Origin of the sequence: Amycolatopsis sp. H20-H5 (assembly GCF_035828755.1) — a bacterium.
Classification (GTDB): domain Bacteria; phylum Actinomycetota; class Actinomycetes; order Mycobacteriales; family Pseudonocardiaceae; genus Amycolatopsis.
Genome location: NZ_JAYMZS010000011.1, coordinates 53,255 through 76,189, shown reverse-complemented (window position 1 = coordinate 76,189; position 22,935 = coordinate 53,255). Strand labels below are relative to the sequence as shown.

The window sequence follows — 22,935 nt, the reverse complement described above, 5'->3', positions numbered from 1 at the left end:
CGTTTGATCCCGACTTGCCCGATTACAGAAGCCTCTGAAGGCCACCATGAGGGACTTAGACGCCCTCATGGTGGCCTTCAGGGACTTCTCGGCGTCAGGTCAGGCGTCGGCGCGAGCGGCCGTTTCGAGCGCGACGCCGCGGGGAGTGGCCCAGCGCGTGAGGAGCGAGAAGGCGCCTTCGCACAGCAAGGCGAGCACGATCACCACGACGGCGCCGCCGAGGATTTCGCCGTTGCCCGCGACGCCCTGGGCGAAGCCGTCGACGATGTAGCGGCCGAGGCCACCGCCGTCGTTGACCACCGCGCCGATGCCGACCGTCGCGACCAGCTGGAGGAACGCCACGCGCGCGCCGGCCAGGATCACCGGCAGTGCCAGCGGCAGCTCGATGCGCAGCATGATCTGCCACTCGCGGTAGCCCGTGCCACGGGCGGCGTCCACTGTGTCCTGTTTCGTCGACACCACGCCCGCGTAGGTGTTCGAGAACAGTGGCGGCAGTCCGAGCGCGACCAGCGCCGCCAGCAACGGCCAGAAGTCCGTGTTCAGGCCCCAGCGGCTGGCCAGGAACCAGAACAGGATGATCAGCCCGAAGCTCGGGATCGCGCGCCCGATGTTCACCGTGCTCGTGGCGAGCAGCGGCGCCCGCCGGTAGTGCGCGAGCCAGAGCGCGAGCGGGATGGTCAGCACCGCGGCGACGGCCAGTGACAGCAGGGAGAACGTCAGGTGCTCGACCGTCCGGTACGGGATCCCGGCGTGGTCGGTCCAGCTCCAGCGGTTCGGCTCGGCGAACCAGTCGCCCGCCTGGTCGAAGATGCTCATCGGACCGCCGCCTTCCGCGCCCAGGGCGCGAGTACGCGTTCACTGAGCCACAGCACCAGGTCCACGGCCACCGCGAGCACCACCGAAAGCACGATCCCCGCGATGATCGGGGACGGGTAGGGGATCGGCGCCTGGATGCCGATGAGGATGAAGTAGCCGAGCCCGCCCTTGCCCAGCAGCGAGGTCACGGTCACCAGCCCGATCGTGGTCACCGCGGCGACCCGCAGCCCGGCGATCACCACCGGCAGCGCGAGCGGCAGCTCGACCTGCCACAGCAGCTTCGACCGGGTGAAGCCCATGCCGATCGCCGCTTCGCGGACGTCGCGCGGCACCTGGTCCACACCGGTCACGATGTTGCGGACGAGGATCAGCAGGGTGTACGTCGCCAGCGGGATCACCGCGGACAGGAACGAGCCCACCCCGAAGAACGGCACCAGCAGCGCGAACGCGGCCAGGCTCGGGATGACGTAGAGCGCGCCCGTGGTGCCGATCGTCACCGCGTAGAACCTGCGGTGCCGCAGCGAGACGATGGCGAGCCCGATCGACACGACCAGGCCGATGGCGAGTGCCGTGGCGGTGAGTGCGAGATGCTCGCCGAGCCGCTGCGCGATGGCGTCGGAGTTGCGCTCGACCCAGCGCCATTCGAAGAGTGGCCTGTCGCCACCCTGGGTGACGAACGGTGTGGCGAAGGACGCTTGCACCGAACGACCGTACCCCTTTGACGGCTTTCAGTTCCGTCAGTTGGAACCAAGAGGGGTCTTCGTCCCAATACGTGGATTCTGTCGTTACCCGGAGATACTGTTCATTCCTCTGTTCGAGCTAAGAGGAGTGTGCACGTGCGCTGGACACGGAATGTTCGAGTGGTCGCGGTGCTCGCCGCCGCCGCGCTCGGTTTGACCGCCTGCGGAGGTGGCAGCAGCGATCAGCCGGCCGCGCAGAGCAAGGGCGGCGCGCCGATCGTCGTCGCCTCCTTCAACTTCACCGACAGCCAGATCCTCGCCGAGGTGTACGCCCACGCGCTGGAGGCCAAGGGCTACCCGGTGACCCGCAAGCTGAACCTGGGTTCCCGCGAGCTGATCTACCCCGCGCTCAAGTCGGGCGAGCTCCAGTTCGTCCCCGAGTACCAGGGCGCGGCCATCACCACCGGCTTCGGCAAGGACGCGGGCAAGGACGCGGGCAAGGACGCCGCCGCCGAGCACGAGCAGCTGGCGAAGCTGTTCGAGCCGTCCGGCGTCGGCCTGCTGAACTACGCGCCCGCGGAGGACAAGAACACCTACATCGTCAAGGCCGACCTGGCGAAGGAGAAGGGCCTGACCTCGATCAGCGACCTCAAGAAGCTGGACAAGGTCATCGTCGCCGGTCCGCCGGAGTGCGAGAAGCGGCTTCCCTGCTTCCTCGGCTTCAAGGACGTCTACAAGCTGAACGCGACGTTCCAGGCCGTCCAGGCGGCGGGTCCGCGCGTCGAGCAGCTCAAGTCCGGCGCCGTCACGGTGATCCCGGTCGACTCGGTGAGCCCGCTCGTCGGCGACCCCGGTTACGTCGCACTGAAGGACGACCTGGCCATCGTGCCCACGGAGAACGTCGTGCCCGCGGTCAACAAGAAGGTCCTCGACGAGCGCGGCGCGGACTTCGCCGCCGCGATCAACGCGGTCAGCGCGAAGCTCACCACCGAGGTCATGCGCGACCTGAACAAGCGCGTCGACGCCGACGGTGAGCCCGCCGCCGACGTGGCGAAGGACTGGCTGTCGAAGCAGGGCCTCTAGGGCGTGTCTGGCAAGTCAAGTTCGCGGTCTTCGCGCCCAGGCGGCCCCTGGCGGCACGGGGCGCACGACCCGAGTACGACCCGGTACGAGGGTCGGCGCCCCGCACCGCCAGGAACCACCTGAATCACGAAGCCCATCGAACAGAATTACCAAACACGCCCTAGTCCCGTCCCGAGTGACATGAACGGACCGTCTATGGCGAAAAACGCCATGAACGGTCCGTTCATGGCGTTGGTGACCAGGTGTGCAAGGGTGACCAGGACGGACACCCGGCGACACGAGGAGTGAGATGGCGAAGGTCACCGCCACGGCGGAACGGACGATCGAGGCGCCTGCCGAGAAGGTGCGCGCGCTCGTCGCGGACTACGCCGAAACCCGGCCCAAGCTGCTCACCGAGCACTACCGCGACTACGAGGTCACCGCCGGGGGCGTCGGCGCGGGCACCAAGGCGGGCTGGAAGCTGCAGGCCACGTCCAAGCGGGTGCGCGACGTCGCCGCGACGGTCACCGAGCCCCGGCCGGGCACCGTCGTCGAGACCGATGCGAACTCCAGCATGGTGACGACCTGGACGGTCACCGAAGCCGGGGAGCGCAGTGTCGTGCGCATCGAGACCAGCTGGGACGGCGCGGGCGGCGTCGGCGGCTTCTTCGAAAAGACCTTCGCGCCGGGTGGGCTCAAGAAGATCTACGACGGTGTCCTTGGCAAGCTCGCGGAGATCGTGTAGCACTCGCCACATCCGCGATCAATCGGAATGCGCGCCCCGGTTAGCTGGTTGGATCGGGAGGATGCGGGGCGATCGCCCCGCTTGAGTACCGCCACACAGACTGGAGTTCAACGGTGAACGCACCGATTCAGGCGACTGAGATCCGGCTCGCCTCACGCCCGGACGGCTTCCCCACGATGGCCGACTTCGCCGTCGTGGACACCGAGGTCCCGGCCCCGGCCGAGGGCCAGATCCTGGTGCGCAACCTGGTGATGAGCGTCGACCCGGCCATGCGCGGCCGCATGCGCGACACCAAGTCCTACGCGCCGCCCTTCGCGGTCGGTGAGGTCATGTCCGGCGGTGCCGTCGGCGAGGTCGTCGAGTCCACTGTGGACGCCTTCAAGCCCGGCGACCACGTGCTGCACCAGCTCGGCTGGCGCACCCACGCCGTCGTCGACGCGAAGCACGCCGTCAAGGTGGACGCGAACGCCGCCCCGCTGACCACGTACCTCGGCGTGCTCGGCATGCCCGGCCTCACCGCCTACTCCGGTCTCCTCGAGACCGCGGAGTTCAAGGAGGGCGACACGGTCTTCGTGTCCGGCGCGGCCGGCGCGGTGGGCTCGGTCGTCGGCCAGCTCGCGAAGCTCAAGGGCGCCAAGCGCGTCATCGGCAGCGCGGGCTCCGCGGAGAAGGTCCGCCACCTCGTGGAGGACCTCGGCTTCGACGCCGCGTTCAACTACAAGGACGGCCCGGTCGCCGAGCAGCTGCGCGCCGCCGCGCCCGAGGGTATCGACGTCTACTTCGACAACGTCGGCGGCGAGCACCTCGAAGCGGCCATCGACTCCATCAACCTGCACGGCCGGATGGCGATCTGCGGGATGATCTCGCAGTACAACGCCACCGAGCCGACCCCGGCCCCGCGCAACCTCGTGCAGATCATCGCGAAGCGGTTCACCATGCGCGGCGTGCTCGTGCTCGACCACTTCGGCCTGCAGAAGCAGTTCGTGGCCGAGGTCGCCCCGCTGGTCGCCTCCGGTCAACTCAAGTACGAAGAGACGATAGTCGAGGGCATCCGCAACGCCCCCGAGGCATTCCTCGGCCTCCTCAACGGCGCCAACACCGGCAAAATGCTGGTCCGCATCACCTGATTTGATCATCTTGCGCCCCAACCACAGCCCCAACGCTTGAGACCCAGCAGCAGCGTCTCCGCGAGCTCCGCGAGCGGAGACTTCACCGCCGCGCGCCCTCTTTCACGGCCGCCAGGCCGTCCAGAATCGCGACGGCACCCCGGCCCCGTATTCGAGAACCGCACTTACGCTGGAACCAGGGCCGGGGTGGCGGCGCGATTATGTGAGCGCGCTGGCCAATAAACACAGGCTTCTAGGAGACCGCTGAATAAGTCGATCTGAAGATCAATTGAAGTCGCCTGACCAGCGCTTTCATATTTGATCAATCATCCGAACGCTGTTATTCAGCAGTCTCCTAGCCGCACCTTTGGACGCGACCAAAGTCGGTGACGTACCCCCAAAACGTCGGTCACGTCCTGAGACACGGTTAGAAGCCTGTGTTTTTGGCCAGCGCGCTCACAAACTCGCGCCGCCAGGCCGCCCCGACTCCCAGCGTAAGTGCGACTTTGCGTGAAAGGGGGGCGACCTACCGTCGCGAGTTGGGAGGGCCTGGCGGCCCTGAAAGAGGGCGCGCGGCGGTGAAGTCTCCGCTCGCGGAGCTCGCGGAGACGCTGTGGCTGGGCCTCAAGCGTTGGGGCTGGGGTTGGGAGCTGGGTGTAAGGGGTGAGTTGGGTGGGGGTGGTTCAGGCAGCGTTGCCCTGTGGATAAGGTAACCCTAAGGTCCGCTTGGGGCGAGGTGTCCGCGAATGACGATCCTGGCCGACTCGACGGACTTCCGCACCACCAGTTCGGTGCTGTACCCGTGCTGGGCGAACACGCCGTCCAGCTGGAACGTCGCATAGCCGTGTGCCTGCGCGAGGAGCTGTTCCATCAGTTCCAGCGCGGTCTGCGGGTCGGGCGCGACGGCGAACGCGAGCACCAGGAAGTGGTCCATCAGCTTCCGGCTGTGTTCGTGCAGCTCGACGTACTTCGGGTTGTCGAGCCCCGCGGCGAAGACCACGTGCAGCCCGGCGCGACGGTCCATCACATACGCCGTATAGGCACCGGCGGCCGCGGCCAGCTTGCCCGCCGGGTCGTCCTGGGCCGCGGTCGAGGCCTCGACGTGCTCCGCGAGCTGCAGCGCGACCCGGCAGGCGACCGCGGCCAGCAGGCTCTCGCGGTCGGGGAAGTGCCGGTACGGCGCGGCCGGGCTGACCGCCGCCCGCCTGGCCACCTCGGCGACCGAGAACCCCTTGAGGCCCTGCTCGGCGATGAGGTCCAGCGAGGTGGACACCAGCACGGTCCGCAGCTCGCCGTGGTGGTACTTGCTGGGCATAAGTCAAATCACACCCGCTCGGTTTGCGTCAATGTAAGACCCCTCTTACTGTAGCTGGTGCATGCGGAAACAGCGATGTATGAGCGTCCCGGCAGGGGTCGGGACGTCAATGGAGGATTTCATGACCAAGACCCACGCGATCGCCGCACCCAGTCCGGGAGCTCCGCTGGAGCGGACCACTATCGACCGTCGTGAGCTCCGCGGCGACGACGTCCGGATCGACATCGCGTTCGCCGGGATCTGCCACAGCGACCTCCACCAGGCCAAAGAGGACTGGGGCAGCGCCATCTTCCCGATGGTCCCCGGTCACGAGATCGCTGGCGTGGTTTCCGCGGTCGGCGACGGGGTGACGAAGTACCAGGTCGGCGACCGGGTCGGCGTCGGCTGCATGGTCGACTCCTGCGGCGAGTGCGAATACTGCGAGGCCGGTACCGAGCAGTTCTGTGTCAAGGGCAACGTCCAGACCTACAACGGCGTCGGCTTCGACGGCGAGAACACCTACGGTGGCTATAGCCAGCAGGTCGTCGTCAAGGACGCGTTCGTCTGCAAGATCCCGGAAGGGATCGGCCTCGACGTCGCCGCGCCGCTGCTGTGCGCGGGCATCACCACCTACTCGCCGCTGCACCACTGGGGCGCCGGTCCCGGCAAGAAGGTCGCGGTGGTCGGCCTCGGTGGCCTCGGCCACCTGGCCGTCAAGATCGCGGCCGCGATGGGCGCGGAAGTGACCGTGCTGAGCCAGAGCCTCAAGAAGCAGGAAGACGGCCTGCGTCTCGGTGCGAAGCACTACTACGCGACGAGCGACGAAAACACTTTCAAGGAGCTTCGCGCCACGTTCGACGTGATCCTCAACACCGTGTCGGCCAAGCTCCCGATCGACTCGTACCTGTCGATGCTGCGCGTCGGCGGCGCGATGGTGAACGTCGGCGCGCCCGGGGAACCGCTGGCCTACAACGCGTTCTCGCTCATCGGCGGCAACAAGGTGCTGGCGGGCTCCTCGATCGGCGGGATCGCGGAGACCCAGGAGATGCTGGCCTTCTGCGCCGAGCACAAGATCGGCGCCGAGATCGAGGTCATTCCCGCGGACAAGGTGAACGAGGCGTACGACCGCGTCGAGAACAGCGACGTGCGCTACCGGTTCGTCATCGACACCGCGACCATCGGCCAGTAGTCCTAGAAGACGACCGTGCGGTTCCCGTGCACGAGGACGCGGCTTTCGAGATGCCAGCGCAGGCCCTTGGCCAGCGTCACCTTCTCGATGTCGCGTCCTTTGCGGACCATGTCCTCGACGGAGTCGCCGTGGTCGACGCGGATGACGTCCTGCTCGATGATCGGGCCCGCGTCGAGGTCCGCGGTCACGTAGTGGCAGGTCGCGCCGACGAGCTTCACCCCGCGGGCGTGCGCCTGGTGGTACGGCCTCGCGCCGACGAACGAGGGCAGGAAGCTGTGGTGGATGTTGATCGCCCGGCCCGCCCAGTCTCGGCAGAGGTCCGCGGGTAGCACCTGCATGAACCTGGCCAGCACCACCGCGTGCGGGCCGTGCTCCTCGACCAGTTTCCGTACCTGCGCAAACGCTTGCGCCTTGCCATCGGCGTCGCCCGCCGGGAACGGCACGTGGTGGAACGGGATGCCGTGCGCGCGGGTGATGTCGCCCAGCGACGCGTGGTTCCCGATCACCGCCGACACGTCGACGTCCAGCTCCCCGGCGGCCACCCGCCCGAGGAGGTCGTACAGGCAGTGCCCGGCCTTCGACACCAGGATCACCACCCGGTCGCGTTCGCCGCTGTCGCCGACCCGCCAGTTCGACTCGGCCGACAACGACTTCGCGACTTCGCCGAATCGCTCGCGGAGCTCGTCGGTGCCGAAGGGCAGCGAGTCCGCGCGGACGACCTGGCGGGTGAAGAACCAGCCGGTGTCCGGATCTGTGTGGTAGGCCGCTTCGACGATCCAGCCGCCGTGCTCGGCGAGGAACCCGGAGATCCGGGCGATGATGCCGGTGCGGTCGGGGCAGCCGAAGGTGATCGTGTAGCGACGTTCAGGCGTGGGCACCCGGTTATTCTCTCCGGTGCTGGTCACGGCGCGGAGAGGGGCTCCAGGAGCGCGCGGTCGCCGGTGACCTCGGCGTCGTTCGGACGGCCCCAGAGCGCGCGATAGACGTCGTTCGCCGAGCCGGTCAGTGTCACCTGCGGGACGCCTTCGTGTGCCTGGATGCCCTCGCTTGAGCAGCGAAGCGTCCAGTCGTGGCCGGTGTCGATGGTCCGGACCTGGATCGTGGCGGGCGCCGCGGTCCAGGTGGTCCTGGCCGGGACCAGCGTGCCGAGGTACTCGTCCGCGCCGTCTGCGGCGAACTCCGGCGAGAAGACCGTCTCGTCGTGGCCCAGCGCGGATTCGGCGTCGAGCCGGTGGATCGCGGTCTCGTGCGCCATCCGGCGGGCCCACGTGCCGAGGGTCGCGCCGGCCGCGAACGGGAACCACGCTGGTGTCTCCGGTGGCCGGTTCAGCGTCTCACGCAGGGCCATCCGCTGGCCGTCCAACCACCCGAGCAGATCCGCCCAGTCCGCGGGACCGGGCTGCGGGTCACGCGCCGGATCGGCAATCTTGGTCACCGCGAACGACAGCACCATCGCCAGGTGTGCCACCAGCTCCTTCACCGTCCATTTCGGACAGTTCGGTACCGGTGCGGCCGGGCCCGCTCGCAGCACCGACGCTTTCAGCCGGTCGGCGTGGCTGTCGATCGCCTCGACGAACAGTGCGTGTTCCACCGCTCGACCGTAGCGTCCGCGCCCGCAGACGTCTGCCGAACTCGATGAAACCGACGAGCCCCAGCCCCAGCGCGAGAGACAGCAGTAGCCCCTTCTCCGGCTCGTCGGCGAAGGTCGCTCCACCCGTGAAGCCGATCAGGACGCTGTAGACGGCCCACAGCGTGGCGCCCGCGGCGTCGAGTGGAGCGAACCGGCGGAACGGATACCCAAGGCTGCCGTTGGCGAGCGCGCTGGCCACCCGTCCACCCGGCAGATAACGCGCGGCGATGATCAGCAGTCCGGCGTGCCGCTGCACTTGCGTGTGTGCCCACGCGTGCTGCTTACGACCGCTCGGTCCCCGCCGCAACCAGGCAAGGGCCCGGCCACCGGCCGCGTGCCCGACCGCGTAGCCCAGGCAGTCGCCCGCCCACGCGCCCGTCGCCGCGACCAGCGCGAGCAGGCCGAGCCGCGCCGGGTCGGCGCCGAACAGGACGGCCACCAGGATCACGGTGGTCTCGCTGGGCATGAACGGAAGCAGCGCGTCCAGCCCGGAGACGGCGAAGACGATCACCCACAGCCAGGGTGAGTCCAGCGAGCCGCGAAGCAGCTCGGTGACGTGTGCCAGCAGTTCCACCCGCCTATCGTGATCACCCCAGGTCGCCACCAGGTGACGCATCGGCGTTGCCCCGGTGAACACCTCACGCCCGGCACGGCCTCCGACGCGCAACTCGGGCCCGCGAATGTGGAACTCGGCGTACCCAGTGTGGGACTCGCCGGGCGGTTCGCGCGCCCGTCTGCGAGTCCCACACTCAGGCGCGCGAGTCCCACACTCAGGTGGCTGAGTTCCACACTCGCACGCGAACGGTAGTCAGTTCGGGGCGACGCTGGACCAGGGGACCGTGAGTTCGCCGAGGCGCCAGCGGGCGGGGCGGTTGAGCACCGGCCAGGCGCGGCCGGTCAGCAGGTGCACGGCGTGCACCCAGCGGGCTCGCGGGCCGAATGCCTGGTGCGGGGCCGCCGTCGCCCAGCAGGTGTCCAAAAGGGACAGTAGTTCGTGGACGCGTTCGCCGGGAATGTTGCGGTGGATGAGGATCTTGGGTAGGCGTTCGGCCACAGTGGACGGTCGTTCGAGGGTTGACAGCTTGCACGACAGCGTCAGTGAGCGGGGTCCGTCCGCGTCGACGTCGACCCAGGTGCACAGCCTGCCGATCTCGTCGCAGGTGCCTTCCACGAGCAGGCCGCCCGGCGCCATCCGGTCGAGCATGAGCTCCCAGGCTCCGGCGACCTCGCTCTCGTCGTACTGCCGCAGCACGTTGAACGCGCGGACCAGCACCGGCCGGGTCCCGGCGAGCTCGAATCCGCCCCGGCGGAAGTCCAGCCACGGCGGGTCGGCCGCGGCGCGCGCCACGGCCACGCGGTCGGCGTCGAGTTCCAGGCCCAGCACGCGGACGTCGGGCCGGACGGCGCGAAGCCGTCGCGCCAGCTCCACCGTCGTCACCGGCGAAGCGCCGTAGCCGAGGTCGACGACGAGAGGGTCGTCAGCACGGCGTAGCAGCGAAGACGGCTCGGGCGCGCTCGCCAGCCAGCGGTCGACGCGGCGCAGGCGGTTCGGGTTCGTGGTGCCCCGGGTCGGGGCGCCGACGAGCGCGCCCGGTCTCAGGCGTGCTCGGCCAGCCACTTCGCGGTGAATTCGGCTTCGCGCTCCAGCAGTTTCGTCACCTGTTCGGCGATCACGCTCTCCAGTTTCGCGCCGAACAGCGGGATCCGCACCTTCACCTCGCCGCTGGTGCGCAGCACGGTCTGGCCGCCCTCTTCGCTCAGCTTCGTCTTCGAGGTGATCTCGCCGGGGACGCCGTTGACCACGGCCGTCGCGACACCGATGTACTCCGTGCCGGACGCCTTCCAGATCTGCTCGCGCTCCACGATCAGGTCACCCTTGTGGAGGGTGCGCACCGCCTGCGGCAGCCTGTCCGCGCTGATGCCCTGCTGCAGCTTGTACTGCACGCCGTCGTCGGCGGGAACGTGTTCGAGCAGCTTGGCGGCGTGCCCGCCGAGCTGCTCCAGACGAGCACGCAACGCCGTCTCGCCGGACACGGCCGCCAGTACGGTGGCGACGTCGGCGGAGAACTCAGCGCGGTGCTCGATACGGGATGCCATGGCCCGGACAGTACCGTTCGCAGGCGTGAGCACAGCCGAAACTCCCACCCAGCTCCGCATCGCCGCGCACACCACGCTGCGGCTCGGCGGCCCGGCCCGCCGGTTCGTCACCGCCACGACCAGCGACGACCTGGTGTCCGCGGTCCGTGCGGCCGACGACGCGGGCGAGCCGGTGCTCCTGCTCGGCGGCGGGTCGAACCTCGTCGTCGCCGACGCGGGCTTCGACGGCACCCTGGTCAAGATCGCGAACACCGGCTGGACGGGCACCGGCGGGCAGGTCGACGTCGCCGCCGGGCAGCACTGGGACGAGTTCGTCGCGGGCCTGGTCGAAGCGGGCGTCGGCGGGCTCGAATGCCTGTCCGGCATCCCCGGCTCGGTCGGCGCGACGCCGATCCAGAACGTCGGCGCGTACGGCTGTGAGGTGGCCGAGTCGCTCGTGTCGGTCGAGCTCTACGACCGGGCCGCTCGTGAGGTCCGCACCCTCACCGCCGCCGAACTCGGCTTCGCCTACCGCACGAGCGTGCTCAAAGGCACTGAGACGGGTGTCGTGCTCTCGGTGCGTTTCGCGCTGACCGAGGACGGCCTGTCCACTCCCATCCGCTACGCCGAACTCGCCCGTGTTCTCGACGTCGAAATCGGCGCGAGGGTCCCCGCCGCCGACGCGCGCGCGGCGGTGCTCGGGCTGCGGCGGGGTAAGGGCATGGTGCTCGACGCCGCCGACCACGACACCTGGAGCGCGGGTTCCTTCTTCACCAACCCGATCGTCCCCTCGGCGGAGTTCGAGGCGGCGCTGGCCGTGCTCACCGAGGTCGTCGGCCCGGACGTCCGCGTGCCGCGGTACCCGGCCGACGGCGGCGTCAAGCTGTCCGCTGCCTGGCTGATCGAGCGCGCCGGGTTCGCGAAGGGGCACGCGGGCCCTGGCGGGCGCGTGTCGCTGTCGACCAAGCACACGCTCGCGCTCACCAACCGCGGCGAAGCGTCGACAGAAGACCTGCTCACGCTGGCTCGCGAGGTCCGCGACGGCGTTCGTGCGCGCTTCGGCGTCACCTTGCTGCCCGAGCCGCTCCTGATCAACTGCGCGCTGTGAGCTTCCGAGTGTCATGAAAGGGTCTTTCAGGACAGAAATTGCCCTGAAAGACCCTTTCATGACACTCGCCCACCTCCTGTGACCTAGCCCACTGGCAAGGGGTTGCCCGGGACAAAACCGGCATCGAGAGCAACCGGGGAGGGTCCGGGGCGTCTTACGGGAGTGGGGACCCGGACGAAGATCCGGGTCGGAGGTAACGTCAAGGCGTTCGCCGGTACTGCGTGGGGTAGACGCCGGCGAGGGGGCTACGGGAGGTTTTACGGTGATCGAACGGCGCATGGTTTTCAAGGCCGCGCTGGCCGCAGGGGCAGTCATGGTCGTCGCCGCTTGTTCGAGCGACGGGCCGGCGCCTCCCAAGGGGGGCTCCGGCGACAACGGCGGCCAGGGCACGCCAGAACAGCCGCCGCTCGCCAAGATCACCGCCGAACCCGCGGTCGACGCCAAGGACGCCGCCGTTTCGGCGCCGGTCGTGGTCAAGGTCGCGGAGGGCAAGCTGACCGAGGTCAAGGTCACCGGTGAGGGCGACAAGGAGGTCAAGGGGGACCTGGCCGCCGACGGCCTCACCTGGACCAGCTCCGAGGTGCTCGGCTATGGCAAGACGTACACCTACGCGGCCAAGGCCACCGGCGCCGACAACAAGGTCGCCGAGCTCAAGGGCACCTTCACCACGATCAACCCGGCCAAGCAGGTCCGGGCGACGCTGAACCCGGCCGACAACGCCCAGGTCGGCGTCGCGATGCCGATCAGCGTCAAGTTCGCGTCCGCGGTCAAGGACCGCGCCACCGTCGAGAAGGCGCTGAAGGTCAAGACCGACAAGGACGTCGAGGGCGCCTGGGGCTGGCTCTCCGACACCCAGGTCGACTGGCGGCCCAAGGAGTACTGGCCAGCCAACATCACGGTCAGCGTCGAAGCGAAGCTGTACGGCGTCGACCTCGGCGGCGGCGTGTACGGCAAGGCCGACGTCACCACGAAGTTCAAGATCGGCCGTAACCAGGTCGTCAAGATCAACACCCCGGACCACACGATGAAGGTCTACCGCGGTGGCGCCGAGGCCAAGAGCTACCCGTGCAGCAACGGCCTCGACTCGGTGACCGACCGCAACACCCCGAACGGCACCTTCATCGTGATGAGCAAGGAAGCCACCGCCCGGTTCGACAACGCGCGCTACGGCTACACCAACGTCAACAAGAAGTGGGCCTGCCGGATCTCCAACAACGGCGAGTTCATCCACGAGAACCAGGACAACGCCGCCGCGATCGGCAAGACGAACAACTCGCACGGCTGCGTCAACCTGCTCGAGTCCGACGCGAAGAGCTACTACGACTCGGCGCTGGTCGGCGACCCCGTCGAGATCACCGGTTCCAACCTGCCCGGCCCGATCAAGTCGGACGTCAAGGACTGGCTCTACGACTGGAAGACCTGGAAGACCCTGTCCGCCGCCAAATAGGGCCTGTTAAATAGGGCCGGTGAATACTGAAATCGTCGGCGTCGGCGGCGTCCGGATCGGCCTGCGGGTCGAGGGCGCCGAGAACTCGCGCCCGATCGTGTTCGTGCACGGCTGGGCGCAGTCCTCGCAGGTCTGGGCGGCGCAGTTCGCCGACCCCGCGCTGACCGAGCGGTTCCGCCTGGTCGCGATGGACCTGCGCGGGCACGGCGCGTCGGACGTCCCGGCCGAGGGGTACGACGACCCCGTCGCCTGGGCGGACGACCTCGCCGCGGTGCTCGACTTCGCCGGTCCGGACGCGATCGTCGTCGGCTGGTCCTACGGCGGCCTGGTGATCACCGATCTACTACGTTCGCACGGTTCCGCACGCCTCGGCGGGATCGTGCTCGTCGGCGCGATCACCGAGATCGGCCGCCACCACCCCGGCGGGCGGGTGGGCTCCGCGATGCGCGCGGCGATGCCCGCCGTGCTGTCCGACGATCCGCAGGTCGCGATACCCGCGCTGATCGAGTTCAGTGCCGCGATGGCCACCGGCCCGGTGCCCGGCGCGCTCGCCCAGGCCCTGCTCGGCGCGAGCCTCACCGTGCCGCCCGCGGTCCGATCCGCCCTGTTCAGGCGGGACTTCGGCAGCGCGGAGGTGCTCGAAGCCATCGACATACCGACCCTGGTCCTGCACGGTGCCGAGGACCGGGTGGTCGAGCCGAGTGCCGGAGAATACGCGGCCGGGAAGATTCCGGGGGCGGTTCTGCGTTGGTTCCCAGCAGTGGGGCATCTGCCGTTCGTCGAGGCCGCGCGGGAGTTCAACGCCGCGCTCCGGCAGTTCGCCGAGGACCAGCGCAAGTAGGACCGTAGGAGTAGTGACCAGCTTGACCAGCTCCCTGTTCGGGATCAGCCCTGTGCCACGCCGGGTGGCCGTCATGTCCGTGCACACCTCCCCGTTGGAGCAGCCGGGCACCGGCGACGCGGGCGGCATGAACGTCTACGTCAGCCAGACGGCGATGGAGATGGCGCGAAGGGGGGTTGAGGTCGAGGTCTTCACCAGGGCCACCTCGTCCGACCAGCCGCCGATCGCCGAGCTCGCGCCCGGCGTGCTCGTCCGGCACATCCCGGCAGGCCCGTTCGAGCCGCTGGGGCGCGACGAGCTGCCCGCCCAGCTGTGCGCGTTCACCTCCGGGGTGCTGCGGGCCGAGGCGTTCCACGAGCCCGGCTACTACGACCTCATCCATTCGCACTACTGGCTGTCCGGCCAGGTCGGCTGGCTGGCCCGCGACCGCTGGGGAGTGCCGCTGGTGCACACCGCGCACACGCTGGCCAAGGTCAAGAACGCCGCGCTCGCCGATGGCGACACCCCGGAGCCGCGGACGCGGGTGATCGGCGAGGAGCAGGTGGTCGCCGAGGCCGACTGCCTGGTCGCGAACACCGCCGTCGAGGCCCGCGAGCTCATCGAGCTCTACGACGCCGAGCCGCACGCCGTGCACGCCGTCCCGCCGGGCGTCGACCTCGCCCGGTTCACCCCTGGCTCGCAGCCGCGCGCCCGCGAAGCGCTCGGCCTGCCCGCGAACGCGCTCGTGTTGGCCTTCGCCGGGCGGATCCAGCCGCTGAAAGCCCCGGACGTGCTTCTGCACGCCGCCGCCGCGATCCTGCGCAAACGCCCGGAACTGCGGGAGCGCCTGGTCGTGATGATCGTCGGCGGGCCGTCGGGCAGCGGTCTTGACCAGCCGCAGGCGCTGCGGGAGCTGGCCGTCTCACTCGGCGTCCATGGCCAGACCCGCTTCCTGCCGCCGCAGCCGGGGCAGGCGCTGGTCGACGTCTACCGCGCCGCCGACGTGGTCGCGGTGCCCAGTTACAACGAGTCGTTCGGCCTGGTCGCCCTGGAGGCGCAGGCCTGCGGGACGCCGGTGGTCGCGGCCGAGGTCGGCGGGCTGCCGGTGGCCGTCCCGCACGGGGTGTCCGGGCTGCTGGTGCCCAACCACGAGGCGGACGAGTGGGCGGACGCGCTGTGCAGCATCGCGCTGCGCCCGGAGCGCCGTGCGGAGCTCTCGGCCAACGCCGTGCTGCACGCCCAGCGGTTCTCCTGGCGCCGGACCACCGACCTGCTGCTCGACACGTACGCTCAGGCGACGAGCGCGTTCCGGCGTGCTCTCGAACTGCGCTCGGAGGTAGCGGTGTGACGGTCGACGAGACCATCAAGTCCACTTTGGACAACGCGGAACTCAAGTACGAAAGGAAAGGCGAGGGCAAGTACTTCGTCACCCTGCCGGGAACCAAGAAGCTGCAGACGAACTGCTGGCTCGTCGTCGGCGACCACGCCTTCGTGGTGGAGGCGTTCGTCTGCCGCCGCCCGGACGAAGCCCACGAGGACGTCTACCGTTTTCTCTTGCGCCGCAACGCGAAGCTGTACGGTGTCCACTACACAGTGGACACCGTCGGTGATATCTACCTCGTCGGCCGGTTCGGCCTCGGGACGGTTTCCGAGACCGAGCTGGACAAGATCCTCGGGCAGGTCCTGGAAGCCGCGGACGGGGATTTCAACACCCTGCTGGAGATCGGGTTCGCGAGCTCCATCAAGCGCGAGTGGGACTGGCGCGTCTCCCGCGGCGAGTCGCTGGCGAACCTGGAGGCGTTCAAGCACCTCGTCGCCCCCGAGCACGCGCACGAGCCCGGAGCCTTGACCGACTCGTGACCCGCCTGTTGCAACCCGGGTGAGTTCCCGTCCGTCTTCCCGCCATGACTGGGAGGAGACGGACGATGACAAGAGTGAGAAGACCGCTGGCGCTGGCCGGGGTGGCCGCGGTGCTGGTGCTGGCGGGGTGTTCCGGCAACCAGGGCGCGCCGTCGGCGAGCTCGGAGGGCTACGCGGGCCAGGCCGTGCCCGCGCAGCAGCCGAACGCGGGCAAGACCGCGCAGGGGCCCGCTCAGGGACAGGGGCAGACCGGGAAGCCCGCGGACGCCAACGCCGGTGTCCCGGCCGCGCAGCCGGGCGTGACCGACCGCAAGCTGGCCCGCAGCGCGCGGCTGGACCTGACGGCACCGGACGTGAGCGGCGCGGTCTCGCGGGCGCACGACATCGCCGTCGGCGTCGGTGGCTACACCGGGCAGGAGCACGTCGTGCCCGCCACGGCGACCATCAGCCTGACCGTGCCCGCCGAGCGGCTGGACTCCGCGCTGGATCAGCTGGCCAAGCTCGGCACCCCCACCACTCGTGAGCTGACCACACAGGACGTCACCGAGCAGGTCGTCGACGTCGACTCCCGGCTCGCCACCCAGCGCGCCAGCGTCGAGCGGATGCGGGCGTTGCTGGCGAAGGCGAACTCGGTGTCCGAGGTCGCGTCGGTCGAGAGCGAGCTGACCACGCGGGAAGCCGATCTCGAGTCGTTGCAGAGCCGCCGGAACGCGCTCGCCGGCTCGGTCTCGATGGCGACCATCGCGATGACGGTGACCGCGCCCCCCGCCACTCCGGCGCCGCCCGAGGTTTCCGGCGGCGGCTTCTTCGGTGGGCTGGGCAACGGCTGGGCCGCTTTCCTGGCCTTCGGCGGCGGCCTGCTGACCGTGCTCGGCGCGGTGTTGCCGTTCGCGGCGCTCTTCGGCGTGCCCGCCTACGCGGTGTGGTGGGCGTTGCGGCGGCGCAGGCAGCTCGCGCCCGCGGTGCCGGAAGGCCCGGAAGCGGTGGTGGAGTGAACCAGCCGTTATAGGCGGGACGGCTCGAGGGAGGGGGGAGTCGCGATCTCGAGCCGCCCCGCTGAAGTTCCCGCCGATATGGACCCGGTGACGAGGGGGATGTCAACGGGGCCGGCGGGTCCGCGGCTCGGCAGGGGGGAGACGAGCCGCGGCAGTGTCCGCTGCAGCCGGGGAGTGCGTGGAATCCAGCTGCGCGGGACTAAGCCAACCTGTCAGATACCCACCTGTAATCACAAGACTACTCGTTACCCCATTCGAGTGAAATTTTGCAACGAGTATGACAGAGCGGAGTCCGGGGCCTGGATATTTGGCCTTATTGGCGACCTGTCTCCAATTCGAGTGAAGGTGTTACTCGTAAGTAACACACTCTGGGTAGAGCAGCTGGAGCCTGTTTCAGGGGCCGCGGGCCGTTCTGGCAGGCTTGGGGCATGGCCGAACTTGGGACGTTGGTGCTGCTGCGTCACGGGCAGAGCACGTGGAACGCGGAAAACCTGTTCACCGGCTGGGTGGACGTGCCACTTTCCGCTCAGGGCGAGGGCGAAGCGCGCAAGGGCGGGCAGTTGCTGTCCGACGCCGGGCTGCTGCCGGACGTCGTGCACACGTCGTTGCTGCGCCGCGCGATCTCGACCGCGAATCTGGCGCTGGACGCCGCCGACCGGCACTGGATCCCGGTCAAGCGCGACTGGCGGCTCAACGAGCGGCACTATGGCGCGCTACAGGGCAAGGACAAGAAGCAGACCCTCGCGGAGTTCGGCGAGGAGCAGTTCATGCTCTGGCGCCGCTCCTACGACACCCCGCCGCCCGCGATCGACCCGGCCGACAAGTTCAGCCAGGCCGCGGACGCGCGCTACGCCGACCTCGGCGACGCCGCGCCGCTGACCGAGTGCCTCTCCGACGTCGTCGAGCGGCTCCTGCCGTACTGGGAGTCCGAGATCGTGCCGGACCTGCGCGCGGGCAAGACCGTCCTGGTCGCCGCGCACGGCAACTCGCTGCGCGCGCTCGTCAAGCACCTCGACGGGATCTCCGACGCCGACATCGCCGGGCTCAACATCCCGACCGGCATCCCGCTGCGGTACGACCTCACGGCCGAGCTCAAGCCGGTCACCCCCGGTGGCACGTACCTCGACCCGGCCGCGGCCAAGGAAGCCGCCGCGGCGGTCGCCAACCAGGGCCGCTGACCTCTTCCCGGCTTTTCGAAGGGGACTTCCCGTGCGGGGAGTCCCCTTCGTCATGCTCAGAACGCGTCTGAGAACTGTCGCAGCAGCCGCCGCTCGAAGCCTCGGGCACGACCGTTTCATGCGTGCCCCTGAAGGCCACCATGACAGCGTTAAACGCCGTGAAGGCTCCCATCAGGGCACACGGCAAGCCTGGGGTGGCGACTCAAGGGGACTTTCCCTCGACAGGTGGGCGGGATCACCACCTGCTCGAAGGACACGGCCTTCCAGCCGGAGTCCTGGCGGACCAGGTCCATGCGGAGCGTGTAGTTCTTCTTCGTGTTTTGTCCCTGTGCGGCGACCGACGCGGTGACCGTGATCAGCACCTTCACCTTGCCCCCGGTGACGTCGACCTCCGTGGTGGCCGCGATCGTGCCCGGATCGACCTTGGACGAGGTCCCTGTGTCCCGCATCTGGCCGAGGTAGGTGGCCTTCAGCTGCTGGTATTGACTCAGTAGCGGCTCGGCGACGACGGTTTCGTAGCGGGCGTAGGTGCCTTCGGCGTCCTTCGGATCGAGGGTGAGCAGGGTCGAGATCACCCTCCGCGCACCCGCCACGGCCGCGTCCCTGGTCGCCGCGAGCGCCTGCGGACCGGACGGTCCTGGCGGCTGCGCGGGTTCGGCCGAGGCGTGCGGGTTCGCCTCGATCTGGCTGAGCCGCCAGCGCTGCCCCTCGGGCGCCGCGGTGACGAGCACGGTGGCGAGGCCGTTGGTCGTGGTGCCGCCGGGCTTGGCGCTCGCCTGCGAGAGCGCCACCAGCACCCGCGCGCCCTGCCGGGTGAGCGAAACCGCCGCCGAGTCGATCACGCGGGTGCTGATCTTGAGCTGCTCAGTACTGTTCTTGACCACGCCGAAAAGGGCTTCGACCTGCTTGCGCGCGTCTTCGTTCAGGTAGTACGTCTCGGCCTTTTCGAGCGCGCCGAGGTTCGCGGTGTCGTAGCTGAACACCGCTTCGAGCGCCTGTTTCACCCCGGCCAGCACGGCGGCGGTGCCGGGCCGTCGACCACCGCGAGGTTCGACGGCGGCGCGTCCTGCGGGACCTTCGCCACGCCGTTCGCCACCGTCGTGCAGCCCGCCAGCAGCCCGCCAGCAGCCCGCCAGCAGCGCGACACTCGCGACGGCCAGCGTCAGCTTCCGCCTCACAGCAGTCCGGCCTCTCGTGCTCGTGCGCCCGCTTGGAACCGCGAAGACGCGCCCAGTGCGGACATCAGTTCGGCGACTCGCCGCCGGTAGGTCCGCAACCCGACGCCCAGTGTCCTGGCAGCGGCCTCGTCCGTGCACCCCGAGGACAGCAAATCGAGGATCTGCGGCGCCTGCAGCCGGAGCTCCGCGAACCGCGCGTCGAAACCGGCGAGGTCGGTGGCCGAGCGCCAGGCCGCCTCGAACAGCGAGCAGATGCCTTGGACCAGCTCCGGCTTGCTGACCACGGTGTAGGTCCGGGCCGCCGTGCCGGTGCCGGGATCGCCGGCGAGGATGGCGACCCGCCGGTCGAGCAGGATCGTCTCGTTGATCTCCTGGGTCGTGATCCGGATCTCGGCGCGGATCGTGCGCAGTTCCAGGGCGCTCGTCCGGTTCAGCAGGACGCCCGGCCGGTAGATCTTCCGCACGCGCTTGTCCGTGACGGGTCCGGTGGGTGGTGGCGCCGGACGCGACACGGCCCAGGTGTGCAGGTTGTCGGCCGCGCAGGCGATGTCCGTGGCGGATTCGAACAGGTGGGCCGTGCGGGCGAAGAGCTCTTCGTCGCCGCGCACCACCGTCACATCGCTGAGTGTCACTACCCCAGTGTCCGCGCACAGCCGCGTTGGCAGCAACGTGCCAAAACGGGCGGCCTCGCGACGCTTTCGCGAGGCTGGGGGCATGACCTCACAGACTTTGGCCGCCGCGGCGGCAGGCACCGGGCAGCTCGGCGCGTTCACCGTCAACCGTCTCGGCTACGGCGCCATGCGCCTGACAGGTGACCGGGACCGGTCGATCGCGGTGCTGCGCCGGGCCGTCGAACTCGGGGTGAACCACCTCGACACCGCCGCGTTCTACTTCTCCGCGACCCACTCCGCCAACGAGCTGATCAACACCGCGCTCGCGCCCTATCCGGACGACCTGGTGATCACCACGAAGGTCGGGCCGGGCCGCGACGCGTCCGGTGACTGGTTGCCCGCGGCCACCCCCGCGCAGTTGCGCGGCCAGGTCGAGGAGAACCTGCGTCAGCTCGGCCGCGACCACCTGGACGTGGTCAACCTGCGGATCGGCGACGCACTGGAGCGGGGGACCGGCCCGATCGCCGACCGGTTCGGCGCACTGGCCGAACTGCGGGGGGCCGGGCTGATCCGTGAGCTGGGGATCTCCAACGTCTCGCCCGCGCATCTCGCCGAGGCGCGGGCCATCGCGCCGGTCGTCTGCGTGCAGAACCAGTACGGGCTGAGCGCGCGGCGCGAGGACGACGAACTCGTCCGGCTCTGCGCCGAACAGGGGATCGCGTTCGTGCCGTTCTTCGCGATCGCGAGCGGGCAGGCCGAGCAGCGGGTCGAGACCGTGGCCCGGCGGCTGGGCGTGACGCCGTCGCAGGTCCGGCTGGCGTGGACGCTCCACCAGGGCCCGAACGTGCTCGCGATTCCCGGCACCGGCGACCCCGCGCACCTCGAAGAAAACGTCGCCGCCGCGGCGCTCACCTTGAGCGACGAAGACCTCGTCACCCTTGACGCAGCGTAACCATGCTGCGCGACTCGTCGACGCGTTGTGGTTGTTGAGTACTCAACTACCACGATTCGTCGACGAGTTGCGGAAGTGGGTGAACTCGGTGGAGGTCTCGGTACGGCGTCGGGGGCGTGAACAGGGCCTGACACCAGGGCAAACATGCGCTCCGCAGGTGTCATGGCCGTCACGAGAACGCATCCAGGACTAGGCCAACAGGCTACCCCCGAGCTTACGATTCCCCTGTGACCACGCCTGCTTCACTCGCACTGGCCATCGGCACGTTCGTGCTCGGTGCGATCCTCGGTCTACTGGTCGCCCGGAAACGCCGTCGCCGCGAGGACCGGCGGCCGACCGGACCGACCGTCGCCGAGCTCCTGGAGCGGCTCGTCCGCTCGTCCAACAACGGTGTCGTCGTGCTCAACAAGTTCGGCGACATGCTCCTGCACAACCCCCGCGCCTACGAGCTCGGCCTGGTGCGGGTCAACCAAGCGGACCCACGGGCCCGCAAAGCCGCCGAACAGGTCGTCGAAACCGACGAACCGATGGAGATCGACCTCTCGCCACTCGAGGCCAGGGGCCGTCAGCCGGAGGCCGTGCTCGGCGAGGTCCGCCCCCTCGGGGACGGCTTCACCGTGGTCGAGGCGGTCGACCACTCCGAGGCCGCCCGGCTCGAGGCGGTCCGGCGCGACTTCGTCGCCAACGTCAGCCACGAGCTCAAGACCCCGGTCGGCGCGATCGCGCTGCTCACCGAGGCCGTGCTCGACGCCGCCGAGGACACCGACGAGGTCCGCCGCTTCGGCAGCAAGATCCTGCGCGAATCGACCCGGCTCGGCCAGCTCGTCACCGAGCTGATCGCGCTTTCGCGGCTTCAGGGCGCCGAGCGGCTGCCCGACCTCAACGTGGTGGAGGTCGACGCGGTGGTCCGTGAGTCGCTCGGCCGCACCAGCCTCTCGGCGGAGTCCGCCGAGATCAGCGTCACCACCGATGCCGCCAGCGGTCTTCTCGTGGAGGGCGACCGGACCTTGCTGGTCACGGCGTTGTCGAACCTGCTGGAGAACGCGATCGCGTACTCACAGGCCGGCAGCCCGGTGTCGGTCAGCAGGCGGCTGGTCGACTCCCAGGTCGAGATCGCGGTGACCGACCGCGGCATCGGCATCGCCGAGGACGAGCAGCAACGGGTTTTCGAGCGCTTCTACCGGGCGGACAAGGCGCGCTCGCGGGCCACCGGCGGCACCGGGCTCGGCCTGGCGATCGTCAAGCACGTCGCGGCCAACCACGGTGGTTCGGTCGGGCTCTGGAGCCGACAGGGCACCGGCTCGACGTTCACTCTCCGCATCCCCGCCCACGTCGGCCCCGAACCGGCTGCCGAGTCGTCGAGGACGGCCACCGGCAAACAGCTCCCGCCCGCATCCAGGCAGGAAAAGACCCCCGAGCGGACACCCCGGCTCGTGGCAACCGGGCAGGAAGTCACCGGCCCAGATCATGGAGGAAACCTGTGACGAGGGTTCTGATCGTCGAAGACGAAGAGTCGTTCGCCGACCCGCTCGCCTTCTTGCTCCGCAAGGAGGGCTTCACCGCCGCCGTGGCCGAAACCGGGCAGAAGGCGCTGGAGGAGTTCGACCGCAACGGCGCCGACATCGTCCTGCTCGACCTCATGCTGCCCGGGATGAGCGGCACCGACGTGTGCAAGCAGCTGCGTCAGCGGTCCGCGGTCCCGGTGATCATGGTGACCGCGCGGGACAGCGAGATCGACAAGGTCGTGGGCCTCGAGCTCGGCGCCGACGACTACGTGACCAAGCCGTACTCGGCCCGTGAGCTGATCGCGCGCGTCCGGGCGGTCCTGCGGCGCGGCGGTGAGCCGGGCTCCGAAGGCGAGCTGGCGCCGCTGGTGCTCTCCGCCGGGCCGGTCCGCATGGACGTCGAACGGCACGTGGTGACCGTCGACGGCGAGGAGGTCTCGCTCCCGCTCAAGGAGTTCGACCTGCTCGAATACCTGCTCCGCAACGTCGGCCGGGTGCTCACGCGTGGCCAGCTCATCGACCGGGTGTGGGGCGCGGACTACGTCGGCGACACCAAGACCCTCGACGTCCACGTGAAGCGCCTGCGCTCGAAGATCGAGCCCGACCCGGGTTCGCCCCGTCACCTGGTGACGGTCCGCGGCCTCGGCTACAAGTTCGAGACGTAAGCCGTTCAACGGTCCCTG

General features: G+C 69.3%; 23 protein-coding genes and 1 pseudogene. 14 read left to right on the top strand and 10 right to left on the bottom strand.

The genetic code is table 11. The annotated features are described in order from the left end of the window. Positions 1 to 99: 99 nt before the first annotated feature. Positions 100 to 816 (bottom strand): ABC transporter permease, encoded by a 717-nt coding sequence (locus QMK34_RS08790; RefSeq protein ID WP_326413196.1) that lies wholly within the window; start codon positions 814 to 816, stop codon positions 100 to 102. After that, complete coding sequence (locus tag QMK34_RS08785; RefSeq protein WP_326413195.1) at positions 813 to 1,517, bottom strand: ABC transporter permease; 705 nt, start codon at positions 1,515 to 1,517, stop codon at positions 813 to 815. Before QMK34_RS08785 ends, QMK34_RS08790 begins: the two co-directional genes overlap by 4 nt. Before the next feature lie 135 nt (positions 1,518 to 1,652). Between QMK34_RS08785 and QMK34_RS08780 the strand changes: the two genes are divergently transcribed. The 3 genes from QMK34_RS08780 to QMK34_RS08770 all read left to right on the top strand — a co-directional run bounded on the left by QMK34_RS08780 (position 1,653) and on the right by QMK34_RS08770 (position 4,430). Continuing rightward, entirely contained in the window at positions 1,653 to 2,579 is a 927-nt protein-coding gene (locus tag QMK34_RS08780; RefSeq protein ID WP_326413194.1) for an ABC transporter substrate-binding protein, read from the top strand. Positions 2,580 to 2,868: 289 nt separating this feature from the next. After that, positions 2,869 to 3,303, top strand: a complete 435-nt coding sequence (locus tag QMK34_RS08775) for an SRPBCC family protein (RefSeq protein ID WP_326413193.1) — start codon at positions 2,869 to 2,871, stop codon at positions 3,301 to 3,303. A gap of 125 nt (positions 3,304 to 3,428) precedes the next feature. Then, entirely contained in the window at positions 3,429 to 4,430 is a 1,002-nt protein-coding gene (locus QMK34_RS08770) for an NADP-dependent oxidoreductase (RefSeq protein ID WP_326413279.1), read from the top strand. Positions 4,431 to 5,124: 694 nt separating this feature from the next. Here QMK34_RS08770 and QMK34_RS08765 read toward each other — a convergent pair. Next, entirely contained in the window at positions 5,125 to 5,724 is a 600-nt protein-coding gene (locus tag QMK34_RS08765; protein WP_326413192.1) for a TetR/AcrR family transcriptional regulator, read from the bottom strand. A gap of 121 nt (positions 5,725 to 5,845) precedes the next feature. Between QMK34_RS08765 and QMK34_RS08760 the strand changes: the two genes are divergently transcribed. After that, complete coding sequence (locus tag QMK34_RS08760; protein ID WP_326413191.1) at positions 5,846 to 6,892, top strand: NAD(P)-dependent alcohol dehydrogenase; 1,047 nt, start codon at positions 5,846 to 5,848, stop codon at positions 6,890 to 6,892. Positions 6,893 to 6,894: 2 nt separating this feature from the next. Here QMK34_RS08760 and purU read toward each other — a convergent pair whose 3' ends face one another. The 5 genes and pseudogenes from purU to QMK34_RS08735 form a co-directional block, all read right to left on the bottom strand. Further along, positions 6,895 to 7,770 (bottom strand): formyltetrahydrofolate deformylase, encoded by an 876-nt coding sequence (gene purU, locus QMK34_RS08755; RefSeq protein ID WP_326413190.1) that lies wholly within the window; start codon positions 7,768 to 7,770, stop codon positions 6,895 to 6,897. Between the two features lie 23 nt (positions 7,771 to 7,793). Beyond that, positions 7,794 to 8,396 (bottom strand): annotated as a pseudogene (locus QMK34_RS08750) (maleylpyruvate isomerase family mycothiol-dependent enzyme); the annotation flags it as partial. Next, positions 8,299 to 9,096 (bottom strand): DedA family protein, encoded by a 798-nt coding sequence (locus QMK34_RS08745; RefSeq protein ID WP_326413189.1) that lies wholly within the window; start codon positions 9,094 to 9,096, stop codon positions 8,299 to 8,301. The gene QMK34_RS08745 and the pseudogene QMK34_RS08750, both read right to left, overlap by 98 nt. 234 nt (positions 9,097 to 9,330) lie before the next feature. Next, a complete protein-coding gene (locus QMK34_RS08740) occupies positions 9,331 to 10,140 on the bottom strand; it encodes a class I SAM-dependent methyltransferase (RefSeq protein WP_326413188.1) in 810 nt (269 codons plus the stop codon). Continuing rightward, positions 10,119 to 10,619: a DUF2505 domain-containing protein gene (locus tag QMK34_RS08735; protein ID WP_326413187.1), complete on the bottom strand. Its 501-nt coding sequence runs from the start codon at positions 10,617 to 10,619 to the stop codon at positions 10,119 to 10,121. Before QMK34_RS08735 ends, QMK34_RS08740 begins: the two co-directional genes overlap by 22 nt. A gap of 25 nt (positions 10,620 to 10,644) precedes the next feature. Here QMK34_RS08735 and QMK34_RS08730 point away from each other — a divergent pair, with 25 nt between their 5' ends. From QMK34_RS08730 to QMK34_RS08700, 7 genes are all read left to right on the top strand, one after another. Then, on the top strand, positions 10,645 to 11,706 hold the full coding sequence (locus QMK34_RS08730) for a UDP-N-acetylmuramate dehydrogenase (protein WP_326413186.1): 1,062 nt from the start codon (positions 10,645 to 10,647) through the stop codon (positions 11,704 to 11,706). Positions 11,707 to 11,968: 262 nt separating this feature from the next. Further along, on the top strand, positions 11,969 to 13,153 hold the full coding sequence (locus QMK34_RS08725) for a L,D-transpeptidase (RefSeq protein WP_326413185.1): 1,185 nt from the start codon (positions 11,969 to 11,971) through the stop codon (positions 13,151 to 13,153). Positions 13,154 to 13,172: 19 nt separating this feature from the next. Further along, positions 13,173 to 13,994: an alpha/beta fold hydrolase gene (locus QMK34_RS08720; protein ID WP_326413184.1), complete on the top strand. Its 822-nt coding sequence runs from the start codon at positions 13,173 to 13,175 to the stop codon at positions 13,992 to 13,994. A gap of 73 nt (positions 13,995 to 14,067) precedes the next feature. Further along, the gene (gene mshA / locus QMK34_RS08715; RefSeq protein WP_326413278.1) at positions 14,068 to 15,321 is read left to right on the top strand and encodes a D-inositol-3-phosphate glycosyltransferase; all 1,254 of its coding nucleotides are present in this window, start codon (positions 14,068 to 14,070) and stop codon (positions 15,319 to 15,321) included. Then, entirely contained in the window at positions 15,318 to 15,833 is a 516-nt protein-coding gene (locus QMK34_RS08710) for a YbjN domain-containing protein (protein WP_326413183.1), read from the top strand. The genes mshA and QMK34_RS08710 overlap by 4 nt, the downstream gene beginning before the upstream one ends. A 65-nt stretch (positions 15,834 to 15,898) precedes the next feature. After that, the gene (locus tag QMK34_RS08705) at positions 15,899 to 16,828 is read left to right on the top strand and encodes a DUF4349 domain-containing protein (RefSeq protein WP_326413182.1); all 930 of its coding nucleotides are present in this window, start codon (positions 15,899 to 15,901) and stop codon (positions 16,826 to 16,828) included. A gap of 428 nt (positions 16,829 to 17,256) precedes the next feature. Continuing rightward, positions 17,257 to 18,006, top strand: a complete 750-nt coding sequence (locus QMK34_RS08700; RefSeq protein WP_326413181.1) for a phosphoglyceromutase — start codon at positions 17,257 to 17,259, stop codon at positions 18,004 to 18,006. 149 nt (positions 18,007 to 18,155) lie between these two features. Here QMK34_RS08700 and QMK34_RS08695 read toward each other — a convergent pair whose 3' ends face one another. Then, positions 18,156 to 19,184, bottom strand: a complete 1,029-nt coding sequence (locus QMK34_RS08695; RefSeq protein ID WP_326413180.1) for a hypothetical protein — start codon at positions 19,182 to 19,184, stop codon at positions 18,156 to 18,158. After that, positions 19,181 to 19,816: a DNA-binding response regulator gene (locus QMK34_RS08690; RefSeq protein WP_326413179.1), complete on the bottom strand. Its 636-nt coding sequence runs from the start codon at positions 19,814 to 19,816 to the stop codon at positions 19,181 to 19,183. Before QMK34_RS08690 ends, QMK34_RS08695 begins: the two co-directional genes overlap by 4 nt. 82 nt (positions 19,817 to 19,898) lie before the next feature. Here QMK34_RS08690 and QMK34_RS08685 point away from each other — a divergent pair, with 82 nt between their 5' ends. The 3 genes from QMK34_RS08685 (at position 19,899) to QMK34_RS08675 (ending at position 22,917) form a co-directional block, all read left to right on the top strand. After that, positions 19,899 to 20,747, top strand: coding sequence for an oxidoreductase (locus tag QMK34_RS08685; RefSeq protein ID WP_326413178.1), 849 nt, complete (start codon positions 19,899 to 19,901; stop codon positions 20,745 to 20,747). A gap of 227 nt (positions 20,748 to 20,974) precedes the next feature. Further along, positions 20,975 to 22,231 (top strand): sensor histidine kinase, encoded by a 1,257-nt coding sequence (locus QMK34_RS08680; protein ID WP_326413177.1) that lies wholly within the window; start codon positions 20,975 to 20,977, stop codon positions 22,229 to 22,231. Beyond that, positions 22,228 to 22,917 carry a response regulator transcription factor gene (locus QMK34_RS08675; RefSeq protein WP_326413176.1) on the top strand — a complete coding sequence of 230 codons (690 nt, stop codon included), beginning with the start codon at positions 22,228 to 22,230 and terminating at the stop codon, positions 22,915 to 22,917. Before QMK34_RS08680 ends, QMK34_RS08675 begins: the two co-directional genes overlap by 4 nt. Positions 22,918 to 22,935 lie beyond the last annotated feature (18 nt).